Raw genomic sequence first — 25686 nt, forward strand, 5'->3', positions numbered from 1 at the left:
CCGGCGCTACTCATGCGTTAGCGGAAAAATTGGCGAAAAACTCTGCGGTTGTCTGACTTACACCTCTTTTATCTGGTTAATCTTTGTGCATAATAGGGGCTGTTCTGCAAAAAAGGTCCAACCTCGGGGCCTCTAACTATAAAAAGAGCATCAGTTGAAGGGATTAACAAAAACTGTCGGCCAGGTTGCCGGGCGCACTGTATCGCAGCGCCGCCTAAAGGTATTGCTGGAACGCTATCGGCTGGCCTGTGCTGTGCAGCGTGCGTTATTAAATTTATCTGAACTTGCCAGTACCCTGTCTGATATGTCGGAGTTTTATCCGGCCATCCATTCTTTGCTCAATCATTACCTGCCGGCCGATAACTTTTATGTGGTGCTTACTGATCACGAATCGGGTCAGATCAATCTGGAATATTTTGCCGATGAAAAAGATCAGCTGAATGTTGCCGATCTGAGTCCGGCTGATTTTGCCACAGGCCTCACCGGTTATGTGGTGCGCAGCCGTCAGCCTTTGTTGTGTGACCAGCAGCGTTTTACCGAATTAATAGCGCAAGGTGAAATTCAGTCGCAGGGCACGCCCAGCCACCATTGGCTAGGTGTTCCTTTGTGCCGCGGTCAACAGTTGATTGGGGTGATGGCGGTACAGGTTTATGACAATTCATACAGTTATCAGCAGCGGGATGTGGATCTGCTGGAAGCAATAGCGGGACATACGGTCACCGCCATCGACAGAGTAAAAAGCCGCGAACTGTTGGAACTGACAGTACGGGAGCGCACTAAACAGTTACAAAACATCAACCAGTCACTGCAGCGGGAGATCCGCGAGCGCAGCAATGCCGAAAAGCTGCAGGCGGCTTTATATAAAATTTCTGAACTGACCGCCACCAACGCCGACATGCAGGGTTTTTACCGTGAAGTGCATAAAATCCTGTCGGGTTTAATGAAGGTGGATAACTGTTATATCGCCTTGCTGGATGAAAGCGGCAAAACCCTGAGTTTCCCGTTTTACCTGGATCAATATTCGCCGCCGGCGCAGGAAAGACCGCTGCGTAAAGGTTTTACCGAATATGTACTGCGGGTAGGTGAAGCGCGGCTGATCAACCGTGAATTGTCAGAATTGCTGGTAGCACAGGGAGAAGTGCTGCGCCTGGTGTCTGATCCGGATCAGCAGGTGCCACTGTCAACCAGTTGGCTGGGTGCGCCTTTACTGATTGATCAGCAGGCGCTTGGTGTTATTGCGGTTCAGTCATACGACGAAGCTTATCTTTACAGCGAAAACGAGCTGAATATTCTGCGTTTTGTGTCCCAGCATATTGCCGTGGCTATCCAGCGTAAACTCAATGCTGAACAGCAAAAACAACATCAGGAAGAGCTGGAGCGGAAAATTTTTGAACGTACCCGCGAGCTGCGTCAAACCAATCTGTTTTTACGGTTGCAGGTGGAAGAGCGGAAAAAAATTGAAGAAAAACTGTTTCACGAAGCCAATCACGACACCCTGACCGGCCTTGCCAATCGTCAGCTGTTTATGCAGCACTTAAAACAGCAGTTTACCCTGCGCGGCCGGGAGCCCGGTTTACGCTTTGCTTTGTTATTCATTGATTTAGACCGTTTTAAACTCATTAACGACACTATGGGGCACCATGCCGGTGATTGTTTTTTAGTGGAAGTCAGCCAGCGGTTATTACGCACTGTACGCGAACATGATCTGGTGGCGAGGTTGGGTGGTGATGAATTTGTGGTGCTGTTAACCCAGTTAAATTGCGACACTGATGCTGAAGAAGTGGCAGACCGTATTATTGAAGCTGTGCGCGCGCCTATGCTGCTGCAGGAGCAGCAGGTGCACTCAGGCGCCAGTATTGGTATTGCCTGTTATAAACCGGATTACAAAAATGCCGACGCTTTATTACGGGATGCCGATGCCGCTATGTATCAGGCCAAAGCCATGGGGCGTAACAGGTTTGTGATCTTTACCAGCACCATGCGGATGCAACTGTTGCAGGAGCTCAGTATGGAGCAGGCGCTGCATCAGGCGCTGGCCGATAAACAGTTTGAAATTGCCTTTGACCCTATTGTTTGCTCTGAAAAACAACATTTGTTGGGTTTTGAAAGCAACATCCAGTGGGTGCATCCGGATTTGGGTGTACAACAAAACTTCAGTCATCAGGCGCAACAAGCCGGTGTACTGGCGCAGATTGAACTGCAGATTTTGCAGCAGTTATTGCAGCAGCTACAACAACAGCAGCAACCGGCCTTGTTAAGCCTGAAATTATGCCAACAACATTTGATCAATCCGGTGCATTTTGACCGTTTGCATAAAGTGTTATTGCCCTATCAGTCAGTGTTACACCGATTGGCGCTGGGTTTTGCCGAAACCGACCTGATCCGGCTTGGCAGCAGTAATCTGAATTACCTGCAACAGCTCAAACGGCTGGGCGTACGCTTGTCGCTGGAACAGTTTGGTGTCGAGATGATGCCTTTTGGCTTGTTAGCCCAATATCCATTTGATTTTGTCAAACTGGACCCTTCTTTTAGCCGCAGTGTGCTGCGCCATCCGCATAAAAAACAGCTGCTGGAATTGCTGCTGAACTTGTCACAGAGTTACAAATTCAGGGTGATTGCTGCCGGCGTCGACGATGCTGAATTACAGCAGCAATTGTTGGAACTGGGCTGTTGTTATTTACAGGGGCAGCTGATTCGTAATCTGCAGCAGGCGCAGGCTTCAGTCTTTCTTCAGCAGCTGGCGTAGCCGTTCCAGATGCGCCAGACCTGTTTGCTGGCGTTGTGCTTCCGTTTTTACCGGCGCCGTGTGTTGAGCCCACTCCAAATCGTCAGAAGGCAGCTCCTGCAAAAAGCGGCTCGGTTCGGGTTTGACCACTTCGCCATATTGCCGTCTTTCGCGGGCGTAGGTAAAAGTCAGCTCACGCTGGGCGCGGGTAATACCCACATAAGCTAAGCGTCTTTCTTCTTCCACATTGTCTTCATCAATACAGCTTTGATGCGGCAGTATGCCTTCTTCCATACCAACCATAAACACATAAGGAAATTCAAGGCCTTTGGATGCGTGCAAGGTTAACAGCTGCACCTGATCGGCATCGTCGTCTTTGTCATTGCGTTCCATCATGTCGCGCAGCGTCAGTTTGGTGACCACTTCTGACAGCGTCATGGGTTCGTGTTCTTCGTCGCCTTTAAGCATTTCGCTCACCCAGCGATACAGCTCATTAACGTTTTTCAGCGCCATTTCAGCCGCTTTGGGACTGGCGCAGCTTTCAAATAAATAAGCTTCGTATTTGCTCTGGCGCAGCAGATCACGCACCGCCTCCGACGGCTCAGCCCGCACTGCATTGTCGGCAAGCTCCACCATCCAGCGGGAAAAATCACGCACAGCCGCAAGGCTTCGGGCCGATAATTCATCGGATAATTCCGGCGCACAACAAGCTTCAAACAGGCTGATATGTAATGAATTGGCCAGGCTGCCAATACGTTCTAAAGTGGCGGCGCCAATTTCCCGTTTGGGCGTGTTGATGATCCGCAGCAGTGCGTTGTCATCGTCCTGATTCACCAGCAGCCTTAAATAGGCCATCACATCTTTAATTTCCGGTCTGGAGAAAAACGAGGTGCCACCGGAAATTTTGTATGGAATACGGTTGGTCATCAGCGCTTTTTCAAACACCCGCGCCTGATGGTTGCCACGGTATAAAATGGCGTAGTCTTTGTAATTGCTGCGGTTTAAAAAACGGTGGGAAATAATTTCCGCTACCACTTTTTCTGCTTCATCTTCTTCGTGTTTGGTGGGCAGCACTTTGAGCGGCACACCATAACCTAAAGTGCTGAACAGCGCTTTGTCGTATTCATGTGGGTTGTTGGCAATGAGAATATTGGCAGCCTTCAGAATACGTTCGCAGGAGCGGTAGTTTTGCTCCAGTTTAATCACTTTTAAATTGGGGAAATCTTTGCCCAGCAACACCAGATTTTGTGGTTTGGCACCGCGCCAGGAATAAATCGACTGGTCATCGTCGCCCACCACGGTAAAACGTTGCCGTTCACCCACCAGCCATTTCACCAGTTCGTACTGACTGGTGTTGGTATCCTGATATTCATCCACCAGCAAATATTGCAGCTTTTGTTGCCAGCGCTGACGCACTTCGGCATTGGCGGCAAACAACAGGGTGGGCACCATAATTAAATCGTCAAAATCCAAAGCGTTGTAAGCGCGCAGCTGCTGGGCGTATTGGGCGTAATAATTGGCAAAACTGATGCTTTGTGCGTCCATCGCCTGGGCCATGGCTTGTTGCGGTAGAAGTAAGTCATTCTTCCAGTTGGAAATTTTGCTTTGCAGCGCCCGCAATAAATCTTTATCACCCTGCAAATCGGCTTCGGTCAGCTCTTTGAGTAAAGCCATGCTGTCCTGATCGTCAAACAGCGTAAAATTGGCCTTATAACCAATGGCTTTGTGTTCTTTTTTGATGATCTCAAGGCCAAGGGTGTGAAAAGTAGAAACAGTTAAACCGCGCAATTTGCTGCGATCAAGCTGATGACCGATCCGCTCTTTCATTTCCCGCGCTGCTTTATTGGTAAAGGTCACAGCAGCAATATGCCGCGCCGACATGCCACATTCTTCAATCAGATAAGCAATTTTATTGGTGATGACCCTGGTTTTGCCCGAGCCGGCGCCAGCCAGCACCAGACAAGGTCCGGAGATATATTTAACTGCTTCGTTTTGTTGTGGATTAAGTTTCATCGGTCACCCTGTGTTGCGAGGGCGCAAGTTTAGCAAAAAGCACTATGGTGCAACAGCCAGGTCTGGTGGCCCATTTGCGACAAAAGCAGGCCAGTTGCTTGAAATAGTTGTCGCCTGTCACCATCAAGGCTCGTAGAATAAATTGTTCCGACCCAGCAGAATCCGAGGCAACCCAGATGATAGATCCAAAAAAAATTGAAGACATGGCACGGCAAATTGGTGCTGCTATTCCACCGAAATTCCGGGAAGTGGCCGACGATGTTGAAGCCAAAATTAAGGCGGTGCTGCAGGCAAAACTGAGCCAGCTGGATTTTGTGTCACGGGAAGAATTTGACGTACAAACCCAGGTGTTACAGCGCACCCGCGCCAGATTAGAAGCCCTGGAAGCGCAGGTAGAGCAACTGTTGCAGGAAAAAAATCAGGGTAAGGACCCATCCTGATGCGGCTGCTCAGTAGCTTATTGTTTTGTAGCCTGAGCGCAGCGCCCGCTATGGGCGCAGTGGATGGTGTAGTGCTGGCCGGTTATCTGCTGGATGTCGGCAGTGGCAGTTATCAGCGTGATCAGGCGTTATTGCTCGACGGTGAGCGTATAGTCAGTATAGTGCCGGCAGCTCAGGCGCCAAAATTGCAAAATACCATCGATTTATCTGATGCTTACGTGCTGCCAGGTTTAATCGACATGCATGTGCACCTGACCTCAGACCCGACTAAACATGGCTACCGCGCTTTAGCCGAAACGCCACAGCGTGAAGCCATTTTTGGTGTTAAAGCCGCTGAAGTCACGTTAAAAGCCGGTTTTACCACAGTGCGAAATTTAGGCGCCGGCGGTTTTGCCGATGTAGCGCTGCGTGATGCCATTCACGATGGTGAAACCCCGGGGCCACGGATGCGGGTGTCCGGCCCAACGATTTGTATGACCGGTGGTCATTGTGACAACAATCTGTTGCCGCATATTTACCGTGCCCAAAGTGGCGGCGTGGCCAATGGCAGTGATGAAATCCGCAGCCGGGTGCGTGAAAACATTAAATATGGCGCCGATGTGATTAAGTTCACCGCAACCGGCGGTGTGATGTCAAAAAACACCGACGTGAATGCAGCACAATATAGCCAGGCGGAAATGCAGGCGCTGGTCGAAGAAGCCCATGACAGAGGCCGTATTGTGGCAGCCCATGCCCATGGTTTAACGGGCATTAAAAGAGCAATCCGCGCCGGGGTGGATTCAATAGAACATGCTAGTTTTGTTGACGATGAAGCTATTGCGCTGGCAAAACAACAAGGCACTTATCTGGTGATGGATGTTTATGTCAGCGACTATATTCTGGCAGAAGGTGAAGCCGCCGGTATTTTGCCGGAATCCTTGGAAAAAGAACGTGCTGTTGGCAAAGTGCAACGGCAGAACTTTAAAAAGGCGGTACAGGCCGGTGTTAAAATGGCGTATGGCACTGATGCCGGTGTCTATACCCATGGCCTGAATGCCCGGCAACTGTCTTATATGGTGCAGTGGGGCATGACGCCGCTGCAGGCGCTGCAAAGTGCCACGCTTCATGCGGCCACTTTATTAAACTGGCGCGATCACAACGGCACTTTGCTGGTGGGGCAATTAAAGGCCGGTGCTTATGCTGATCTGATTGCAGTACCACAGGACCCGTTAACCAATATCAAGGTATTAGAACAGGCACCGCTGGTGGTTAAAGGCGGGCAGTTGGTCAGTACCGGCGATCAACAGCTGTAACAACAGCTTTAATAAGGACGCAAAAATGAGCGAATTTGATTTTGATTTAGACCATCTGGACTTTGATGCCGCAGAAGAAAAAAATGCCAGACAACTGGAACTGGCCGATCAGGCTGCTGCCGATGCCGCCGCTTTGCCGGATGAAGATGATTGTGCCGGTGGTGCCTGTAAAATTTAACCGCCGATGCTGCTGATAAAAGCAGCGTTATATCCGGATTTACTAAATTTGTTGGCTGACCCGCTCTGCAGCGCCTGAGCGCTTGGGTATAATAGAGCGCTCAAACTCTTGAGCCGGAGCGCAGATGCAAACAGTGTATGGATTATGGATCGGCGGTAGCCTCAGCGCCGTCGAACAATTGGTGGTGCAGTCTTATCTGCAGCACGGCCATCACTTTGTGCTTTATACCTACGACGGTGTGCAGCAGGTGCCGGCAGGTGCCGAAATCCGCGATGCCAATACCATCCTTGATAAACAACATATTTTTGTGAATCAGAAAGGCAGCCTGGCGCTGTTTTCCGACTGGTTTCGCTGGGAAATGTTGTATCAGCATGGTGGTTATTGGGTGGATATGGACATGGTGTGTTTGCAGAGGCTGCCGGCACAACCTGATATCGTTTTTGGCTGGGAAAGTGAGCTGGTGGGCTCAGGTTTATTGTGTTTTCCGCCGGCCCATCCGTTTTGCCGTTTTATGGCCGACAGCTGCGCCAACCCAAACCATTGGTTACCTTATGATGATCTGCGGCTGAAGCTGAAAAAACTGGCGCGCCGTTACCTGCTTGGCAATCACAGAGGCAATGTCGGCTGGGGTGAAATTGGCGGGCCCAAGGGGCTGACCCGTGCCGTTCATTATTTTGCCTTGCAGTCTTATATCCAGCCGGAGCAGATGTTTTATCCGGTGCATTTTGCTCACTGGCAGCTGATTTATCAGGGCGGCATTGAGCTCAGTGATTTAACCGGCAGTTATACAGTGCATTTGTATAACGAAATGCTGCGTCAGCATGGTTATGATAAAAACCAGACTTATCCGCAGCAGTCCTTGCTTGAACAGCTGAAAAGCCGTTATGGGCTGAGTCAGGGTTAGGCCCTACGCTAAGCACGGGAGCTGCACCTCAGCGCGGGGCTTAACAGCAACAGATCAGCCCTGATACGCTGTTACTTTAATTTCAATCAACCATGCCGGATTGGCCAGGCGGGCCTCAACAGTAGCGCGGGCCGGTGCCTGACCAGGCGCCACCCAGCTATCCCATGCCTGGTTCATGCCGTTATAGTCGGCCATGTCCGCGAGATAAATCACCGTATCCACAATAGCGGTTTTGTCGCAGCCACATCTGGCCAGCAAAGCATCAATCTGCGCCAGCACGTCTTTGGTCTGGGCCACAATGTCACCGTCGGTACGCTCCGGCACCATGCCGGCACAAAATATGAAGTTGCCGGCAATCACAGCTTCGGAATAACGGCTGGCAGGTAAAATACGTTGAATACTCATTGGCTTAACTCCAAAAAAATGCCGCGCAGGTTGCGCGGCGAATTCAGGAGATAAGGATAACTTGTTTAAAGCAAACTGACTATTCGGTCTGACCATCTGCTGATTTGAAGCTCAGCTGTAAACCTTTTTCGCTGGTGTTGATCAGATCAAAAGCGGTCATGGCCGGTACCTGCTGCTGGATTTGCTGTTCCAGCTGGTCAAGCTGCTGCAGGTTCTGGCAAATGCTGTTGCCACGTTTTTCTAACTCAGCACCCCGACTTTCCATATCAGCTTCCAGCTCTTGGCCAAACTTTTCCATTTCCTGGCCAAACTGTTCCATCCGTTGTTCAAAGTTACCTTCACCACGGGACATGGCCTGACCTACCATCACCAGCATAGAGCCGGTCATTTCGGTCATTGAGCTTTCGATGGCTTGTTCAAACTCTTTGGAGAATTCAGCGTCGGCATTATGTAATTTGCTGCCGTTGATGCGGATCTCATCGCCGTTTTTAATCACCAGCTGATCAATATTGCCACGCAGTTTGGCTAAAGATTTATCTATGCCCAGCTGTACGTCGCTGTTGTCACCGCCAAACTGTGTCACCACGCGGCTGATGGCTTCAGACGCCATTTGCAGTGCATCGGCCACCAGCAGAGCGGTTTCCTGAGCCTGACCGCGCAGTCCTTGCTGATATTGTTGCAGAGCCAGTTGGGTATTGGCGTCTGTGCTGACGGCTTTACCATCGAGGAATAACTGACCTTCGCTGTTGATCAGCCATAAAGACTGGTCGGCGCGTTGTAACTGAACTGAAGTTGGGTTTATTACTAAATCGTCTTTAAATTGCAAAGCGCAATTTTGTGAATCAGTGGCAAAAGCAGAAAAAGACAGGCTGGCAGCGATAGCGGTGGCGATTAATGTTTTCATGGTAGACCCCTTGTGTCGGTTGATAGCAGCACATCGCAAAGGCTATGCCAGATATTAAGTTGTTGTATTTATTGATTTATTTTTTATTCGTTAAAGGTTGGCATGGCAGCGCATCGTCAGAATGACCAATTTTTAGTCAAAAAATTACAGTGTTGATGTGATGACCGCTATATAACCAAATCGCATAAAGCGGAAGGATCGATTCTTTCATTAATATCCGTATAGACGGCTAAAATGCGGGCAATTGAATAAAAACAGGTGTTGTTATGCTTCTGGCTTCACTGAGTGCACAAGCAAGCCCGCTAAGTGCCGAGCAAGTTAAAAATTTACAGGCGCTGGTCAGCCAGCTGAATCCCATTCAACAAGCCTGGGTCAGTGGTTATCTGGCCGCGGCAGCGCAGTTGGCCGGTCAGCAGGCGGGGCCTGTGGCTGCGGCTCAGGTAGCAGAAGCGGCAACGCTGACCATTTTATATGCATCACAAACCGGCAATGCCAAAGGGGTGGCCGGAAAAATTAAAGCCGCCGCTGAGCAGCAGGGGTTTGCGGTACAGTTGCTGGATATTGCCAGTTATAAAACCAATGCACTGGCCAAAGAGAAGTTTTTAATCATCGTTACTTCTACTTATGGTGAAGGTGAACCGCCTGAATCTGCCGTGAGTTTTCATAAGTTTTTGTTTGGCAAAAAGGCACCCCAGCTGCAGCAGTTACATTATGCAGTGCTTGGTTTGGGGGATAGCTCTTATGAATATTTCTGCCAGACAGCTTTGGATTTTGACAATAAGCTGGCGGCATTTGGTGCAACAAGGCTGCAGCCAGTGGCTTTATTGGATGTGGATTACGAAGCTCCAGCCTCTGAGTGGCAACAGCAGGCGCTGGCGCAATTTGCGCCTTTATTAACTGCGGCCAATACTGCGCCTTCAGCGCAGGTGATTGCCTGGCCTGGTGCCACTGACGGCCATCATAGTCTGTACAGCAAGCAAAATCCGCTGCTCGCTGAGTTGTCCGTCAATCAAAAAATTACCGGTCGTCATTCCAGCAAAGATGTACGCCATATTGAAATTTCGCTGTCAGGCTCAGGCCTGACCTATCAGCCGGGCGACGCCCTTGGGGTGTATTTCCAGAATGATCCGGCGCTGGTAAACGCTATTCTGACCGCCACCGGCATTGCTGCTGCAACTGAAGTGACGCTGGATGGTGCACAAGTCTCTATTGAAAAAGCCCTCACTGAGCAGCTGGAGCTGACGCAGTCTTATCCGTCTTTTGTCGAAAAATACGCGGCAGCCACCGGCAATGCAGCCTTGCAACAGCTTGCAAGCGATAAAGCCGCGCTGCGCGAATTTTTAGCACAGCATCAAACTGCCGATGTGGTGCTGCAATTCCCGGGTTCGTTAAGCGCACAGCAGTTAGCAGATAGCCTGCGTAAACAACAACCGCGGTTATATTCCATTGCGTCCAGCCAGGCGGAAGTGGGTGAAGAAGTGCATTTAACTGTCGGTGTGGTGCGTTATGACGCTTTTGGCCACACCCATTTGGGTGGTGCTTCCGGATTTTTGGCCGAGCGTTTAGCTGAAGGCCAGCCAGTGAAGGTTTTTGTGGAACACAACGACAATTTCCGCCTGCCAGGCCATGACACACCGGTAATTATGATTGGTCCGGGTACAGGTATTGCACCTTTCCGGGCATTTTTGCAGGAACGGGATAACGCCGGTGCCACTGGCCAAAACTGGCTGTTTTTTGGTAATCCGCATTTTACCCAGGACTTTTTATACCAGGTGGAACTGCAGGATTATTTAAAACGTGGAGTGCTGAGCAAACTCGATGTGGCTTTTAGCCGCGACCAGGCCGAAAAAATCTATGTACAGCACAAGCTGCTGGCCAAAGGGGCTGAAGTCTGGAGTTGGTTAGAACAAGGCGCCCATCTGTATATCTGTGGTGATGGCAGCAAAATGGCCAAAGACGTGCACCAGGCGCTGCTGCAAATTGCGCAACAATTTGGTGGCTTAACCGAAGAAGCCGCCGCCGATTATTTAGAACAACTGCGTGAACACAAACGTTATCAGAAGGATGTTTATTAATGACAACGCCACAATACCCGATAGATCCAAAGCTGCAGGTGCAGGGCGCGCTGTCTGATAACGAACGCTTAAAAGCGGAAAGTCATCATTTACGCGGCACTATCACCACAGATTTAAAAGACGAAATTACCGGTGGTTTTACCGGTGATAACTTCTTATTGGTGCGTTTTCACGGCATGTATCAGCAAGATGACCGCGATTTACGGGCTGAACGCGCCGAACAAAAACTGGAACCACTGCATAACGTGATGTTACGCGCCAGGATGCCGGGTGGCATTATCAAACCTGAGCAGTGGCTGGCAATCGATAAATTTGCCAGTGAAAAAACCCTTTACGGCAGCATCCGCTTAACTACCCGTCAGACCTTCCAGTTCCATGGTGTGTTTAAGCCGAATATCAAACCTATGCACCAGATGCTCAATAGCATTGGCATAGACTCAATTGCCACAGCAGGTGATGTAAACCGCAACGTGCTTTGCACTTCAAACCCGGTGGAGTCGGTGCTGCACCAGCAAGCCTATGAATGGGCAGTGAAAATTTCTGAACATCTGCTGCCAAAAACCCGCGCTTATGCCGAGATCTGGCTGGATGAAGAAAAAGTAGAAACGACTGAGGTTGAGCCAATCCTCGGCGATACCTATTTACCGCGCAAGTTTAAAACCACAGTGGTCATTCCGCCGCACAACGATATTGACGTGCATGCCAACGACTTAAACTTTGTGGCTATTGCCGAAAATGGCCAGTTGGTGGGGTTTAACGTGTTAGTGGGTGGTGGCCTCGCCATGACGCATGGTGACAAAGGTACTTACCCGCGTCGTGCTGAAGACTTTGGTTTTATTGGCCTGGAGCATGTACTGCAAGTGGCTGAACATGTGGTCACAGTGCAACGTGATTATGGCGACAGGGTGAACCGTAAAAACGCCAAAACCAAATACACCATCGACCGTATTGGCGTGGACACCTTTAAACAGGAAGTGGAAAAACGCGTTGGCGTGACCTTTCAGCCAAGCCGGCCTTATGAGTTTACCCACCGCGGCGATCGTTTTGGCTGGGTGGAAGGTATTGATGGTAAACACCATTTAACGCTTTTTATCGAAAACGGCCGTTTGCTGGATTACCCGGGCAAACCACTAAAAACCGGCGTGTCGGAAATTGCCAAAATCCACAAAGGTGATTTCCGCATGACGGCCAACCAGAATTTAATCATTGCTGGTGTGGCCGCTGAAGATAAAGCACAGATTGAAGCTATTGCCCGCGCTCATGGCCTGATTGAAGACTCAGTCACAGCGCAGCGCAAAAATTCGATGGCCTGTGTGTCTTTACCAACCTGCCCATTGGCGATGGCAGAAGCTGAACGTTATCTGCCAACTTTGGTCACTCATGTGGAAGGCATTCTGGCTAAACATGGTGTAGCGGATGATCATATTATTCTCAGGGTAGTCGGTTGCCCGAACGGTTGTGGCCGCGCAATGCTGGCTGAAGCCGGTTTAGTGGGGCGTGGCCCGGGCAAATACAATTTGTATTTAGGCGGCAACACAGCCGGTACCCGTATTCCAAAACTGTATTTAGACAACGTGGCTGAAGCTGACATTCTGGCGGCGCTCGATACGCTGATTGGTCGCTGGGCGGTTGAGCGCAATGCCGGTGAATGTTTTGGTGATTTTGTCATTCGGATTGGTGTCGTGGCAGAAGTGAAAGTCAGTAAAACAGATTTTCATGCCTGAGCCGGCAACAGCTTTGGAGTTTCGAACATGATGAGTTATCAGCAGTTATTAGAGTTAGACCAGGCAGCGCAGCAACAAGCGCTGCTGGAAATTAACCAATTGCTTGCGCCTTTAACGGCGCAGCAAAGGGTTGAATTTGCACTGAAAGAAATGCCTGGTAAACATATGCTCAGCTCCAGTTTTGGTATTCAGGCCGCTGTGATGTTGCACCTTTGCACCAGCGTGAAAGCGGATTTGCCGGTGGTGCTGACCGACACCGGTTATTTATTCCCTGAGACTTATCGTTTTATTGATGAATTAACAGAGCGGCTGCAGCTGAATTTAAAGGTTTACCGCAGTCATTTAAGCCCGGCCTGGCAGGAAGCCCGTTTTGGCCAGCTTTGGACCAGCCCCGAAGGACTGAAGCAATACAACCAGCTGAATAAAGTAGAGCCGATGCAGCGGGCGCAGCAGGAGCTGGCAGTACAAAGCTGGTTCAGTGGCCTGCGCCGCAGCCAAAGCTCCACCCGAGCCGATACCCAAATTGTCAGTGTACAAAGGGGCGTAGTAAAAATTTGTCCTATCGTCGAGTGGAGCAATAAAGATATTCACTACTATTTAAAAGACCACAACTTACCTTACCACCCGTTGTGGGAGCAGGGTTATGTGTCAGTAGGCGACACCCACTCCAGCCGTCCGCTGCAAGCCGGTATGACTGAAGAAGACACCCGCTTTAACGGCATGGGCCGCGAATGTGGTTTGCATCTGGATGGGGATGGGCTCTGAACCGACACAATCAGCAGCAATAAAATGCGTGCCCGTTGTTTAGCGGACACGCCGATGAACTAGCCCCCTTTCTATTTTGAGTTCCATCTGCTTCTGAACTGCGCAGCACACCACAGCAGCGTAAGCCAACCAAATGCCAGGCTACCCCCCGATTTTTCCGCAGGCGCTTCAGGTTTTGTGACCGGAGGTACATCTGTTACGGTGACAGTGATACTTACTTTTGCGGTGGAGATCCCACCCCGGCCGTCAGTAACCTGATATTGAATGTCGTCGATACCGACAAACCCTGCTTTGGGCTGATAACTCAGCTGTTGATCTTGCTGAATACTGACAATGCCCTGAGTTGCTTTCGCTTCCTGAATCCCTATTACGTCAAAATCCGGATCAGTATCGTTATTGAGGACTGCGATGGTTATTTTGCTGCTGTTGTTGGTGGTGGCGTTATCATCTTTGGCGATGGGTGGCCTGTTAGGCAGCTGAATGATTCGGATCCGCTCGCCATTGCTGATGTCTCGCGCCACAAAATACAGTTTGCCACCCAGTTCGATCGCATTGGCATTTATTGGAATTAAAAGTTTATTCCCTAGTAAGTTCGACTCGCTGTTTACCATGCCATCTTTGAACGTTAACTTTTCGAGTTGTGTTTCGCTCAACAAATATGTTGTGTCCTGGTAATGTACAAAGTGAGAAAAAGATCCAGCCAAGGGTTCAATTATCATTGAGCCGTCAGCAGCATATTGTTGTCCCCAACTAGTGAAAAGTTTATCTGCGAATACAAAATGACTCTGGCGTTCAAATCCTCCAATCGGATGTCTGGGTGATCCTGGAAAGCTTTTTCTGGTTTGATTCGCTAAATCGAGCTGAATCAGACTATTACGATAGTTGGAATGGCCCAGAGCATATAATTTATTCTGAAATTCAAATGTCTCATTTATATAAAAATGTGCTGTTGGCAAGCCTGATTGACTGTCATCTGCCAAGGCTTGATTGAATGTAAGAGTAAAGTCAGATAAGTCCAAAACTCCGCCTGAACTGAGCGATTGATCATCCACTAAACGGGAAAACGAGAGGTTCAATTTATTGTTGCTCACACCCAGCAGCTTCGGATATGGCGAAATGTTGGTTAGTGTTTTCAGTGTTTGGATTTGCCCTGAAATCAAATTAAACCGATGGATAAATGAATTGTAAGGGGACTCTTTTGTCTGTGAAGTGACAAAATAATAATGATCTCCGTGTAAAATACCGCTATCAAGTAAAGTGTAGGCATCAGGTAAAGCCGTCTTAAACTCAAATTTCATCGTTTCAGAGTTGAATCGGTAAAAACCCCGATAGCCATCCTGCAGCCATAGTTCAGAGCTTCCCGCCAACAGCTTGCCGCTGGAGTACGCAAAATCATCTTCCCTAACTATATCTATTTTTTGTGTTTTCGGATTAAAGCGTTTGATTAACCATTTTTCTTGTTCGCTTTTTTCATACCAGAATAACTGTTTGTTCCAACTGGTTAATTGACGTATTGGTGTTTCGGCAGCTGCAAATAAACCCGACACTTCCGCTTTCTGTATTCGCTGACCCGAGGTTAAATAAAAGAATGGAGTCCGGCCAGCGCATGCCTCCGGCACAGGGAACACTACACCATATTTATCCTTCAACGCACAACTATCACCAACGATGACCAGTTGATCTTTGAGTTCGATAAATCCGGCTGTTGGATATATATCGTCCCATTGTACATAAGGGTCTGCTTGTACCAGTTGAAATGCGATGTCATCTTGTTTTAGCAGCTTGATACCACCCAGTTTTGACCTGTAGACAAAACTGCCGTCAACAACCGAATTGATTGAGCGATTCTGCGTAAGATGCCAGGGCTTGATGTTCTGATCCAAAAATTCGGTCGGATTATCGCCTAAGTCAATAATATCAATGCGTTGGGTAGTAAAGTTCAGACGTTTTATTTGCGAGTTTTCGCCATTGGTGCCTGCAACGACATACAGCAGATTTTCAGAATTCACAGCAATAATGCCGGCAGAATTCAGCAGTGTTGTTTGCGCAGCAGTGCTTAAACTTGTCTGGTTAGCACTGTGCCGCTGTTGCATGACAATTTCACCATTTTCCTTCAACCAGAAAATATGGTTGTGCTGCACTACGCGGGTAGAATTCCCTTCGGGGGCCACATAGCTTGTTTGCGAAGGCCACTCAGAGCATTGTTCGCGCTCGTTAACAGTGCTCTTATAACAAAACAGACCATTTTCAATCGCCATGCTTTCAGTAAAGCTAACCATCTCTGCGTCATTAATGGCATGAAACAAGCCATCGGTTCGCTCTAATCGGTAATAAAGTTTACGCGCTGGGTTTTGCGAACCATATGCGACAGAGCAAGCTAGTATCGGGCCATTATCCCAGCCCGATAAACGGCAGTCATCCTGATGAGCGTTGGGTTTATGTGCAAAAGCACTGTAAAAAGAGCCAGAACTTGGGTCGAACCAGTCCTTTAAACCTGAACGCTTGTCTCCCATCATCAGGCGATTGCCGATGGGAACCATATGAGATATGTCCGGGCCTGTGTCATATTGTCCTGATGTGGGCCAGGCTCTGTATGCCTCTGGAATTTCGGCAACTTGAACGACACTATTCGTCACAGGATCCAATTGCAAAAAAGAGTATCTCTGACCGAAACGCCCGACAAAATATACTTTTTCATTCAAATTAAAAAAACCTTCAGTCATATGGCTGAGCTTTACTTTAGGTTTTTCTGATATGGGATCTAAGATTTCCTGAGCTTGTAATAATTCAGTTTGATTTAGTATTAATAAAACAAGCAATGCCGTTTTTCTGAACATTTGAATTCCTTATCAATGATTAACTTCGTACTTTATATAAAGCTGGCGTTTTTAATGACGCGTCTTGTATGTGTTTAGCATCGCTGCTCATGTTTTTCTTAAACCTTCCTAAAAAGTTAGGCATGAGAACATTTAGAAGCGTTCTGAGATTTTTATCATGAAACAGATTAGGGTCATTATATCGACAGAATGGTCGCTGCTTCGACGCTCGCTTCTGATGATAAGCAAGCAGCAGTTGGAGCTTTTTTGATTTAGATTTTGCTGCCGGCCACTGATAAATCTCTATTTTAAATCAATAAAATTTACAAAATATTTTTATTTGGTTCTTTATAAGTTTAATGATAACGAATCAATAATTAAAATGCATTAAAAAGGTACAGTGTGCCTCTGATTGCAATAATATCTGTGCCTTATTCCTGTCTGAATTTGAAAACTTGCATGGGCTGCGAATGTGGTTTGCATCTGGATGGGGATGGCCGTGAAGCCAGAAATTTAGTTGTGTTGTGCCGCAGGCCTGTAGTGTTTTGATTGATGCAGCTTTCACCTGAGCGTGCGGCGGCATTTATCATGTTCGTTAAATAATTGAAAATTTAACCAACTTTTTTCAAACATGATTCGACCAATCCAGCGAAACCCCTTTTTCACGGATTTGGAAAATTTTATGTTTGCTAAAATTTTGTTATTCCCCACTTTATGTTTGATGTTGGGGTTGCTGCCATCGGTCAGTATGGCTGGCAATTCCAGACAACAGGCCGTTATTGCTGAAGTTCAGCTGAGCCCGGCGCAGCTGAAAGAAGATTTACAAAGTCTGCGGACTTTTATCAAAGATACCCACCCTGATATTGCTCATTCCGCTTCAGTCACAGAGCTTGAACAAGCTTTTTTGCAGATTGAGGCCAGCCTGACCCAACCTATGACAGCCAATCAATTCTGGCATCAGGCCGGCAAATTAAACCCATTATTTAACGACGCCCATTGGTCGGTGAATTTGCCGCAGGACCAAACCGATATGCAGCAGTTGATCAAAAAAACCGGCGGTGTGTTTCCGCTGGAAGTGCATATCAGACCAGACGGCGAGCTGACAGTGCTGGCGCTGGCCGGTGGCGCTGATACACCCTGGCGCGGCGCCACCATTGAAAGTATTAATGGTGTGCTGGCACCGCTGGTCGGCAGGCAATTATTGGCGCTGCGCCACGGCGACACCCCACTGAACAGAGCCAACTTATTGGCGCCGTCTTTTCAGTTGTATTACGCCAGTGTATTTGGCTCGCCGGCTGAATTTAAATTGCAGTTAAAGCAAAACGACAACATCAGTGAAGTGACACTGCCAGCCAGTCGGGCAGTTGCTGTGATTGGTAAAACCAGCGAAAACTTCGCTGATAATTTTAGTTATGGTGTTTTAGATAACAACAGCGCCTATCTGAAGCTCGGTACTTTTAGCTGGCCTGACGAACAGGAGATTGGCGTTTTTACCAAAGAAGTTTTTGCCAAAATACAAAAGTCCGGCGCAAAAACCCTCGTTATTGATGTGCGGGAAAACCGCGGTGGCAACGACTCAGTCTGGATTGACCATGTGCTGCCTTACCTGGCGGACCAGCCATTTCGGGTCGGCTCACACAACAGGAAAAAAGTCATCGCCAACCGCGCCAGTGCCACTGAGCCAGCAGGATTGGTGATCGAAAGTGAATTTAAAACCTGGTATCAGCCACAACTCAAAAATCCGCTGCGTTTTCAGGGCAAAGTCGTGGTGCTGACAGGCCGTCGTACTTATTCATCGGCCGTGCAATTTTGTAATGTGATGCAGGATTTTGGCTTTGCCACTCTGGCCGGTGAAGGCAGTTATGTGCGCTCACGCAGCACTGGTGGCATTCAGTTTTTTACTCTGCCGCACAGTAAGTTAGACATCATAGTGCCAAGATTTTGGGCAGCAAGACCACAAGGTGGTTTTACCGGACAGTTGTTAACTCCGGACTGGTTGATGCCGGATGATGTGACTGCGCCAAACACCCTTATTCAGGCAGTGCTTGCCCGCTCTGGTGTCCGTTAACGGCCTGCAGTTTGGCCTTATACATAGCCACCTGGCCTTGTTCATAACTGTAACGCAGTGCCTCATGTAACACTTTGCTGGCTGCTGTGTTGTTGTTTTGCTGCAAATAGAGTCTGGCCAATGCCAGGTTGGCTCTGTGCAGGTATGGCGCCTGCTCCAGCAACTTCTGGTAATAACGGATGGCCCTGTCTTGTTGTTGCTGTTGTTCGGCCTGGTAAGCCAGATAAAACCAGTTGTAAGGGTTGTCGTCGTCGCTTTGCAGTAGCAGAGTTTCCAGGCGGTTTACTGCTGCGCTGTCGTTCAGCTCCTGTGCCACCAACAGGTAGTTACTGGCGATGGCTGCCGGGTTCATGCTGTGTTTCAGGCCAAATTCATACCATTGTTGCGCTGAGCGTAAATCTCCGGCACGACGGTACAAAACGCCGAGCAGATTAATGCTGGCGCTGTAGGTTGGCTCTTGTTGTAATGCAGCCCGGGTTAGCCAGAAGGCTTTATTTTGATCTCCGGCAAGCAGCGCATCCGCCGCCAGATTGTTGTACATCATGGCGGCAAAGCGGCGGTGATCAAACATAGCGCCCAGCCGGTCTAACCGCTCCGGAAAATAATCAATAGCGACTGCGGCCCGTTGTACCCGCAGCTGTTGCATTGTGTCCTCTTGCGGCGCAAAGAGATAAGTGCGGACATGGTCTGAGCTGATAAACACATCACCGGAAAAATTCAACATCGGTTCGCCATAAGTTGCTCTGTAACCCACCTCAATATTCACCAGTTTTGCCAAAGCTGTGGTGAGCACCGCCAAAGACATGCAATTGCCCGACATCAGCTGCATGGTTTGGCTGGCGCTGTAGTTTTTGCCTTCATAATGAAAATTTGACAACTGCTTGCTCAGAAACAGTTCCAGCCTTTCATAGCCGGGCATCTGCTGCAGCTCGCTTTGCTGATAAAACTGCAAAAACTGTTGTTGCTGTATGTCGCTCAGCTGATAAAAAGCTGCCACCTCGGGAATGGCATGGGCCGCTGGTTTGGCAAAATAATGTTGGGGTGTTTGCGGTGGCGTGATTGCTGGCGCAGGGGTCTGACTGCAAGCTTGCAATAAAATAAGCAGCAGAATCAACGGCAGAGGTAATTTCATCCGGGTAAGTCCATTTACAACTATTTCATATTGATAACATGAAGGTGGTTAAAATCCAAGCCTTGTCAAAGAGCAAAATTCAGTGAACTTGCGCAGGAACACCGGGGCGCCGCCGCAGTTTTAGCACTTGCCACAGCACACAACTTGCTGCGGCGGCGCTTTAACGGCACAATCGGCGACAAAATAAAACAACAGGAACAATGCGCTGATGACTTCTACAACTTCAACACCGGGCTTTAAGCTGGGCCTGGTGCCGCAAATTATGCTAGGTATTTTGTGTGGTGCCTTATTAGCCAGCTGGTCAGCTGAAGCTGGGCAGGCGGTTGCCATTTTGGGAGCGCTGTTTGTCAAAGCGCTCAAAGCCATAGCGCCAATTCTGGTGTTTATTCTGGTGGCCTCATCCATTGCCAACCGCAAAATTGACGGTCAGGCCAAAATGAAACCCGTGCTGGTGCTGTATTTAACCGGCACTTTTTTAGCGGCCTTAACCGCCGTAGCTGCAAGTTTTTTATTTCCTACCACATTAAACCTGGCCGCAGCTGCTGAAGCTGTCACACCGCCTGAAGGTATTGCTCAGGTATTAAAAACAGTGTTATTCCAGGTGGTGGATAACCCGATCAATGCCCTGCTGACCGGTAATTTTATTGGTGTTTTGGCCTGGGCTATTGGTCTGGGTTTGGGGTTACATCATGCCAATAAAACCACCAAACAGGTGTTTACCGATGTGTCGCACGGTATTTCGATGCTGGTCACTTTTATCATTAAACTGGCCCCTATTGGTATTTTTGGCCTGGTTGCCGAAACAGTGGCCACCACAGGTTTTGCCGGTTTAGCCAGTTATGGCCAGTTGTTGCTGGTGCTCGTGGGTTCTATGTTGTTTATCGCGTTGTTGGTCAACCCGCTGCTGGTGTTTATTACCACCCGCAAAAACCCATATCCTTTAGTGCTCACCTGCTTAAGAGAAAGTGGTATTCCGGCCTTTTTTACCCGCAGCTCAGCCGCCAATATTCCGGTCAATATGATGTTGGCGGAAAAACTCAAATTAGATGAAGACACCTATTCAGTGTCTATTCCGCTGGGCGCCACTATTAATATGGCCGGTGCTGCCATTACCATCACTGTACTGACGCTGGCGGCAGTGCATACGCTGGGCATTCAGGTGGATTTTGCCACTGCAATGTTATTGAGTGTGGTGGCCGCTGTGTGTGCTTGTGGTGCATCCGGTGTTGCCGGTGGTTCATTATTGTTGATCCCGCTGGCTTGTGGCCTTTTTGGCATTTCCAGTGATGTTGCCATGCAGGTGGTGGCTATAGGTTTTATTATTGGTGTGGTGCAGGATTCCTGTGAAACGGCATTAAATAGCTCAACTGATGTGGTCTTTACTGCCGCTGTTTGTCAGCGTCATTCTGCCTGATAAGTTGTGCTGCTGTTGTTTTTGGACAACAGCAGCACAACCCGGTTTGTCTTTTGTGTTCTGCTTTATCCCTCTGCCCCTAATTTTGCCGGCTGCCGCTGGTTTATTGCATCTTGTGTGTTAATTCTTTGGTTTATCCACTCTGCTAATTCCATTTGGTTATAACTGAGCGCAATCCCTTCTTGGAATCAGGACGTTTAGACGTCTAATATCGCATCGTTGATGATCCGGCGGTGATGAGGGTAGCACTCTGTCCAATCCCGCTGCAGGCAAGAAAATAGCGACTTGGTAGCGGGAGCAAGCAGTGCAGTATTTACCTATCTTCACCGATTTAACCGGCAAAGCCGTGTTGCTGGTTGGCGGCGGCCATGTGGCGCTGCGTAAAGCGCGTACTTTGCTCAGTGCCGGTGCGGTATTAACTGTGGTGTCCCATCAGTTTGAAGCCGAATTTTATGCCTGGCAGCAACAGCAAAAAGCCCGGTTAATTCAGGGCGATTTTGCCGATTCTCAACTGGCCGGCCATTGGCTGGTGCTGGCCGCCACCGATGATGACGCGGTGAATGCTGCTGTACATCAGGCGGCAACGGCACGGCAAATCTGGGTGAATACGGTGGATGATCAGGACAAATGTGAGTTTATTTTCCCTTCGATTATCGACCGTTCGCCAATTTTGGTGGCTATTTCCAGCGGCGGCACAGCGCCTGTTTTGGTGCGCCGCTTACGCGAAAAATTAGAAACTTTGTTACCTCAGCATCTCGGGCCTTTGGCTGAACTGGTCGGCAGCTTTCGCAGCAAAGTGCAGCAAAAAATTCAGGGTTTTGCGCAGCGCCGGCAATTTTGGGAAAAAGTGTTTAATTCCAATATCGTTAGTCTGGTGCAAAAACAGCAACTGGATGCCGCAGAAGCTGAGCTTCGCCAATCACTGAATGATCATCAAAGTTCAAAAGGTGAAGTTTATGTGGTGGGCGCAGGCCCGGGCGACCCGGAGCTGCTCACCCTGAAAGCGTTGCAACTGATGCAACAAGCCGATGTGGTGGTGTACGACTATTTAGTGTCCGAACCCATAATGCAGCTGGTGCGCCGGGACGCTGAACTGATTTGTGTGGGCAAAAAAGCCGGCGCGCATTCGGTGGCGCAGGAACATACCAATCAGCTGCTGATTGATTTAGCCCTTGCCGGTAAAAAAGTCTGCCGGTTAAAAGGCGGCGACCCCTTTATTTTTGGCCGGGGCGCTGAAGAAATTGAAGTGTTATTGCCCCATCAAATTCCGTTTCAGGTGGTGCCCGGCATCACAGCGGCTGCAGGTTGTGCTGCTTATGCCGGTATTCCACTGACGCACCGTGATTACGCCCAGGCGGTGCAGTTTGTCACAGGCCATTGCCAGAAAGATGGTAAAGAGCCGGATTGGCACAGTTTAAGCCGCCCGAATCAAACCTTAGTGATTTATATGGGGCTGATGAAATCGGCGCATATTCAGGCGCAGTTATTGGCTGCTGGCCGTGCTGCTGACACACCGATCGCTATTTTAGAAAACGGTACCAGACCACAACAGCGGGTGATTACCGGCAGCTTAGCGCGACTGGCCGATTTAATTGAACAACAGCAGGTACAGTCGCCGGCTTTGCTGGTGATTGGTGAAGTGGTGGCACTGCAGCAAAAGCTGGCCTGGTATGGCACACAAACCAATGCTGCAGTATTTGCCCAGCCTTTGGCCAAGCTGGCCTGAGGCTAAAGCCTGCTTGATACAAGAATGAAATACATCAAATTTATTTGTTTTTAAATTGAGGGTCGTCTAGTGCAAACCTTAACGCATTTACAACAGCTGGAAGCGGAAAGTATCCAGATCTTCCGTGAAGTGGCGGCCGAGTTTGATAACCCGGTGATGCTGTATTCCATTGGTAAAGACTCGTCGGTGCTGCTGCATCTGGCACGCAAAGCTTTTTATCCTGGCAAAATTCCGTTTCCGCTCTTGCATGTCGATACCGACTGGAAGTTTCGCGAAATGATTGCGTTTCGTGACCGGCTGGCCAAAGAGTACGGCTTCGACCTGCTGGTGCACAAAAACCCGGAAGGCCTGGCCATGGGCATGAATCCCTTTACCTTTGGCAGCGCCAAACACACCGACGTGATGAAAACCGAAGGTTTAAAACAGGCACTGAATCAATATGGTTTTGACGCTGCTTTTGGCGGTGCACGCCGCGATGAGGAAAAGTCCCGCGCCAAAGAGCGGATTTATTCGTTCCGCGACCAATACCATCGCTGGGACCCAAAAAACCAGCGCCCTGAGTTGTGGCACACCTACAACGGTCAGGTGAACAAAGGTGAAAGTATCAGGGTGTTCCCGCTGTCGAACTGGACTGAACTGGATATCTGGCAATACATCTATCAGGAAAATATTGAAATTGTGCCCCTTTATCTGGCGGCTTACCGCCCTGTAGTGGAGCGCAACGGCACCCTGATCATGGTGGATGATGACCGGATGCCGCTTCAGCCTGGCGAAAAACCAGAGCAAAAGCTGGTGCGTTTCAGAACCCTGGGCTGTTACCCGCTGACCGGCGCCATTGAGTCGGACGCCGACAGCTTAACCGCCATTATCGAAGAAATGTTGTTGTCGCGCTCCAGCGAGCGGCAAGGCCGGGTGATTGACCACGATTCCAGTGGTTCGATGGAAAAGAAAAAACGTGAGGGCTACTTCTGATGTCAGTCGCTATTGAATTGGAACAACTGGGGATTGAAGAATACCTCAGACAACAACAGCACAAGTCTTTGCTGAAATTTTTAACCTGTGGTTCAGTGGACGACGGCAAAAGTACGCTGATTGGCCGTTTGTTGCACGACAGTGCGCAGATTTACGAAGATCAGCTGGCGGCTTTGCATAAAGACAGTAAAACGCACGGCACCACAGGCGAGAGTATCGACCTGGCGCTGCTGGTCGACGGTCTGCAGGCGGAGCGTGAACAAGGCATCACTATCGACGTGGCCTACCGTTATTTTTCCACCGCCAAACGCAAATTTATTATCGCCGACACCCCGGGCCATGAGCAGTACACCCGCAATATGGCGACAGGTGCTTCTAACTGTGACCTGGCCATTATTCTGATCGACGCCCGTTATGGTGTGCAGACCCAAACCCGCCGTCACAGTTTTATCTGTGCACTGTTGGGCATCAAACACTTTGTGGTGGCCATTAATAAAATGGATTTAGTGGGTTTTGCCGAAGACAGGTTTGAACAAATTCAGCAGGATTATCTGGCTTTTGCCGGGCAGTTAAAGCAGCAATTGGGCACAGAGCAGGGCCCGGACATTGATTTTGTGCCGCTGTCCGCGCTGAACGGCGATAACGTGGTGAACCGATCAAGCCAAAGCCCCTGGTACAAAGGCCCAACCTTATTGCAAAAACTGGAAAACGCTCCGGTTACAGGGTTTAACCTGGCAGGTGAAGCCCGGTTGCCGGTGCAGTATGTCAACAGGCCGAACCTGGATTTCCGGGGTTTTGCCGGCACTATTGCCGCAGGTCAGTTTAAGGTGGGGGATGCCATCGTCGCGCTGCCCTCGGGTAAAAGTTCAGTGATTAAATCTATTGTCACTTTTGATGGTGAGCTGCCCTCTGCTGTGGCCGGTCAGGCGGTCACCTTAACGCTTCAGGATGAAATTGATATCAGCCGTGGCGATGTGATAGCGCCCAAACAGCATCAGGCAATGGTTTCCAACCGTATTCTGGCCAAAGTGGTGTGGATGCACGAAGATCCGCTGCAGCTGAATAAAAGTTACAACATTAAACTGGCCAGTAAAAAAGTGGCGGGCAAAGTCACAGCTATCCGCCATGCCATTGATGTGAATACGCTGGCAGAGTCTGAAGCACAGAGCCTGGCATTAAATGGCATAGCGCTGGTGGAGTTGGAACTGACTGAAGCTATTGTGTTTGACCCTTACCGGCAGAATCGTGACACCGGTGGTTTTATTTTTATCGACCGTTTAAGCAATATCACTGTGGGTGCAGGTTTGGTCGACAGTGATCTCGCCCCAGTGCAGCAACAAAGCAGATTCAGTACGGCCGAGCTGGAGCTGAATGCTTATGTGCGTAAACATTATCCGCACTGGCAGGCGGTTGATATTTCCAGACTGGGCTAACAGCTCTAACAGCGCAGCCCGGCAATCATCAATAGGTTGCCGGCTGTTTGGCCGCTGGTGCGGGTTTTTACAGAGGTGTTATGAACAATATTGTCTGGCAACAACATCAGGTTGACCGCAAACAGCGGGAAGCGCATAAACAACAACAAGCTGTGGTGTTGTGGTTTACCGGTTTAAGCGGTGCCGGTAAATCAACAGTCGCAGGTGCGCTGGAACAGGCGTTGCTTGAGCGTGGCGCTCATACTTATTTGCTCGATGGTGACAATGTACGCCATGGGTTATGTGCCGATTTAGGTTTTTCCGAAGCGGACCGCAGCGAGAATCTCCGCCGGGTGGGCGCTGTTGCCGGCCTGATGGTAGATGCAGGTTTAATTGTACTCAGCGCTTTTATTTCACCACTAAAAAGCCAGCGTGACGCCATTCGCAAGGCATTGCCTGATGGCAAATTTATTGAGGTGTATGTCGCGACTTCGCTCGAAGAATGCGAAAAACGCGACGTGAAAGGCTTGTATCAAAAAGCCCGGCTGGGTGAAATTAAAAATTTCACCGGTATTTCAGACCCTTATGAAGCGCCGGAACAACCGGATATCAGGCTGGATACAGCGCTGCTTTCGCTGGAACAAAGTGTTCAGCAGCTGCTGCTATTACTGGAGCAGCGTGGCATTATCCGGCCACAAAGCTAAATGCAGGACCTGATGTA

General features: G+C 49.2%; 19 protein-coding genes. 14 read left to right on the top strand and 5 right to left on the bottom strand.

The window, feature by feature from the left end; genetic code table 11:
- Window positions 1-154 precede the first annotated feature (154 nt).
- Window positions 155-2746, top strand: coding sequence for a diguanylate cyclase domain-containing protein (locus N3Z11_RS00200; protein WP_260655117.1), 2592 nt, complete (start codon window positions 155-157; stop codon window positions 2744-2746).
- On the opposite strand, the gene rep is transcribed toward N3Z11_RS00200, so the two are convergent.
- Window positions 2720-4738 carry a DNA helicase Rep gene (gene rep, locus N3Z11_RS00205; protein ID WP_260655118.1) on the bottom strand — a complete coding sequence of 673 codons (2019 nt, stop codon included), beginning with the start codon at window positions 4736-4738 and terminating at the stop codon, window positions 2720-2722. The genes N3Z11_RS00200 and rep overlap by 27 nt on opposite strands.
- 176 nt (window positions 4739-4914) lie before the next feature.
- Between rep and ubiK the strand changes: the two genes are divergently transcribed.
- The 4 genes from ubiK to N3Z11_RS00225 all read left to right on the top strand — a co-directional run bounded on the left by ubiK (window position 4915) and on the right by N3Z11_RS00225 (window position 7552).
- On the top strand, window positions 4915-5178 hold the full coding sequence (gene ubiK, locus N3Z11_RS00210; protein WP_260655119.1) for a ubiquinone biosynthesis accessory factor UbiK: 264 nt from the start codon (window positions 4915-4917) through the stop codon (window positions 5176-5178).
- Window positions 5178-6470, top strand: coding sequence for a metal-dependent hydrolase family protein (locus N3Z11_RS00215; RefSeq protein WP_260655120.1), 1293 nt, complete (start codon window positions 5178-5180; stop codon window positions 6468-6470). Before ubiK ends, N3Z11_RS00215 begins: the two co-directional genes overlap by 1 nt.
- 25 nt (window positions 6471-6495) lie before the next feature.
- Window positions 6496-6648: a hypothetical protein gene (locus N3Z11_RS00220; RefSeq protein WP_260655121.1), complete on the top strand. Its 153-nt coding sequence runs from the start codon at window positions 6496-6498 to the stop codon at window positions 6646-6648.
- Between the two features lie 124 nt (window positions 6649-6772).
- Window positions 6773-7552, top strand: a complete 780-nt coding sequence (locus N3Z11_RS00225; protein WP_260655122.1) for a glycosyltransferase — start codon at window positions 6773-6775, stop codon at window positions 7550-7552.
- 54 nt (window positions 7553-7606) lie between these two features.
- On the opposite strand, the gene N3Z11_RS00230 is transcribed toward N3Z11_RS00225, so the two are convergent.
- Window positions 7607-7957 (bottom strand): RidA family protein, encoded by a 351-nt coding sequence (locus tag N3Z11_RS00230; RefSeq protein ID WP_260655123.1) that lies wholly within the window; start codon window positions 7955-7957, stop codon window positions 7607-7609.
- 79 nt (window positions 7958-8036) lie between these two features.
- Window positions 8037-8861: a YggN family protein gene (locus N3Z11_RS00235; RefSeq protein ID WP_260655124.1), complete on the bottom strand. Its 825-nt coding sequence runs from the start codon at window positions 8859-8861 to the stop codon at window positions 8037-8039.
- 266 nt (window positions 8862-9127) lie between these two features.
- Here N3Z11_RS00235 and N3Z11_RS00240 point away from each other — a divergent pair, with 266 nt between their 5' ends.
- From N3Z11_RS00240 to N3Z11_RS00250, 3 genes are read left to right on the top strand one after another with little or no spacing between them, the layout of a single operon-like run.
- Window positions 9128-10936 carry an assimilatory sulfite reductase (NADPH) flavoprotein subunit gene (locus N3Z11_RS00240; protein WP_260655125.1) on the top strand — a complete coding sequence of 603 codons (1809 nt, stop codon included), beginning with the start codon at window positions 9128-9130 and terminating at the stop codon, window positions 10934-10936.
- Window positions 10936-12660: an assimilatory sulfite reductase (NADPH) hemoprotein subunit gene (cysI, locus tag N3Z11_RS00245; RefSeq protein WP_260655126.1), complete on the top strand. Its 1725-nt coding sequence runs from the start codon at window positions 10936-10938 to the stop codon at window positions 12658-12660. The genes N3Z11_RS00240 and cysI overlap by 1 nt, the downstream gene beginning before the upstream one ends.
- A 30-nt stretch (window positions 12661-12690) precedes the next feature.
- Window positions 12691-13425: a phosphoadenylyl-sulfate reductase gene (locus N3Z11_RS00250; protein WP_409566850.1), complete on the top strand. Its 735-nt coding sequence runs from the start codon at window positions 12691-12693 to the stop codon at window positions 13423-13425.
- A 71-nt stretch (window positions 13426-13496) separates the two neighbouring features.
- Here N3Z11_RS00250 and N3Z11_RS00255 read toward each other — a convergent pair whose 3' ends face one another.
- Window positions 13497-16262: an Ig-like domain-containing protein gene (locus N3Z11_RS00255; RefSeq protein ID WP_260655128.1), complete on the bottom strand. Its 2766-nt coding sequence runs from the start codon at window positions 16260-16262 to the stop codon at window positions 13497-13499.
- Window positions 16263-16923: 661 nt separating this feature from the next.
- Here N3Z11_RS00255 and N3Z11_RS00260 point away from each other — a divergent pair.
- Window positions 16924-18309, top strand: coding sequence for a S41 family peptidase (locus tag N3Z11_RS00260; protein WP_260655129.1), 1386 nt, complete (start codon window positions 16924-16926; stop codon window positions 18307-18309).
- Here N3Z11_RS00260 and N3Z11_RS00265 read toward each other — a convergent pair.
- Window positions 18272-19441 (bottom strand): lipopolysaccharide assembly protein LapB, encoded by a 1170-nt coding sequence (locus N3Z11_RS00265; protein ID WP_260655130.1) that lies wholly within the window; start codon window positions 19439-19441, stop codon window positions 18272-18274. The two genes, N3Z11_RS00260 and N3Z11_RS00265, sit on opposite strands and share 38 nt — an antisense overlap.
- A gap of 208 nt (window positions 19442-19649) precedes the next feature.
- Between N3Z11_RS00265 and sstT the strand changes: the two genes are divergently transcribed.
- The 5 genes from sstT to cysC all read left to right on the top strand — a co-directional run bounded on the left by sstT (window position 19650) and on the right by cysC (window position 25669).
- Complete coding sequence (gene sstT, locus N3Z11_RS00270) at window positions 19650-20855, top strand: serine/threonine transporter SstT (RefSeq protein WP_260655131.1); 1206 nt, start codon at window positions 19650-19652, stop codon at window positions 20853-20855.
- Between the two features lie 304 nt (window positions 20856-21159).
- On the top strand, window positions 21160-22581 hold the full coding sequence (gene cysG / locus N3Z11_RS00275) for a siroheme synthase CysG (RefSeq protein ID WP_260655132.1): 1422 nt from the start codon (window positions 21160-21162) through the stop codon (window positions 22579-22581).
- A gap of 54 nt (window positions 22582-22635) precedes the next feature.
- Window positions 22636-23553: a sulfate adenylyltransferase subunit CysD gene (gene cysD / locus N3Z11_RS00280; protein ID WP_313771327.1), complete on the top strand. Its 918-nt coding sequence runs from the start codon at window positions 22636-22638 to the stop codon at window positions 23551-23553.
- The gene (gene cysN, locus N3Z11_RS00285) at window positions 23553-24986 is read left to right on the top strand and encodes a sulfate adenylyltransferase subunit CysN (RefSeq protein ID WP_260655134.1); all 1434 of its coding nucleotides are present in this window, start codon (window positions 23553-23555) and stop codon (window positions 24984-24986) included. Before cysD ends, cysN begins: the two co-directional genes overlap by 1 nt.
- 80 nt (window positions 24987-25066) lie before the next feature.
- Window positions 25067-25669: an adenylyl-sulfate kinase gene (cysC, locus tag N3Z11_RS00290; RefSeq protein WP_260655135.1), complete on the top strand. Its 603-nt coding sequence runs from the start codon at window positions 25067-25069 to the stop codon at window positions 25667-25669.
- Window positions 25670-25686: the final 17 nt, after the last annotated feature.

The sequence above is a fragment of the Rheinheimera sp. 4Y26 genome (assembly GCF_025245835.1).
GTDB lineage: Bacteria > Pseudomonadota > Gammaproteobacteria > Enterobacterales > Alteromonadaceae > Pararheinheimera.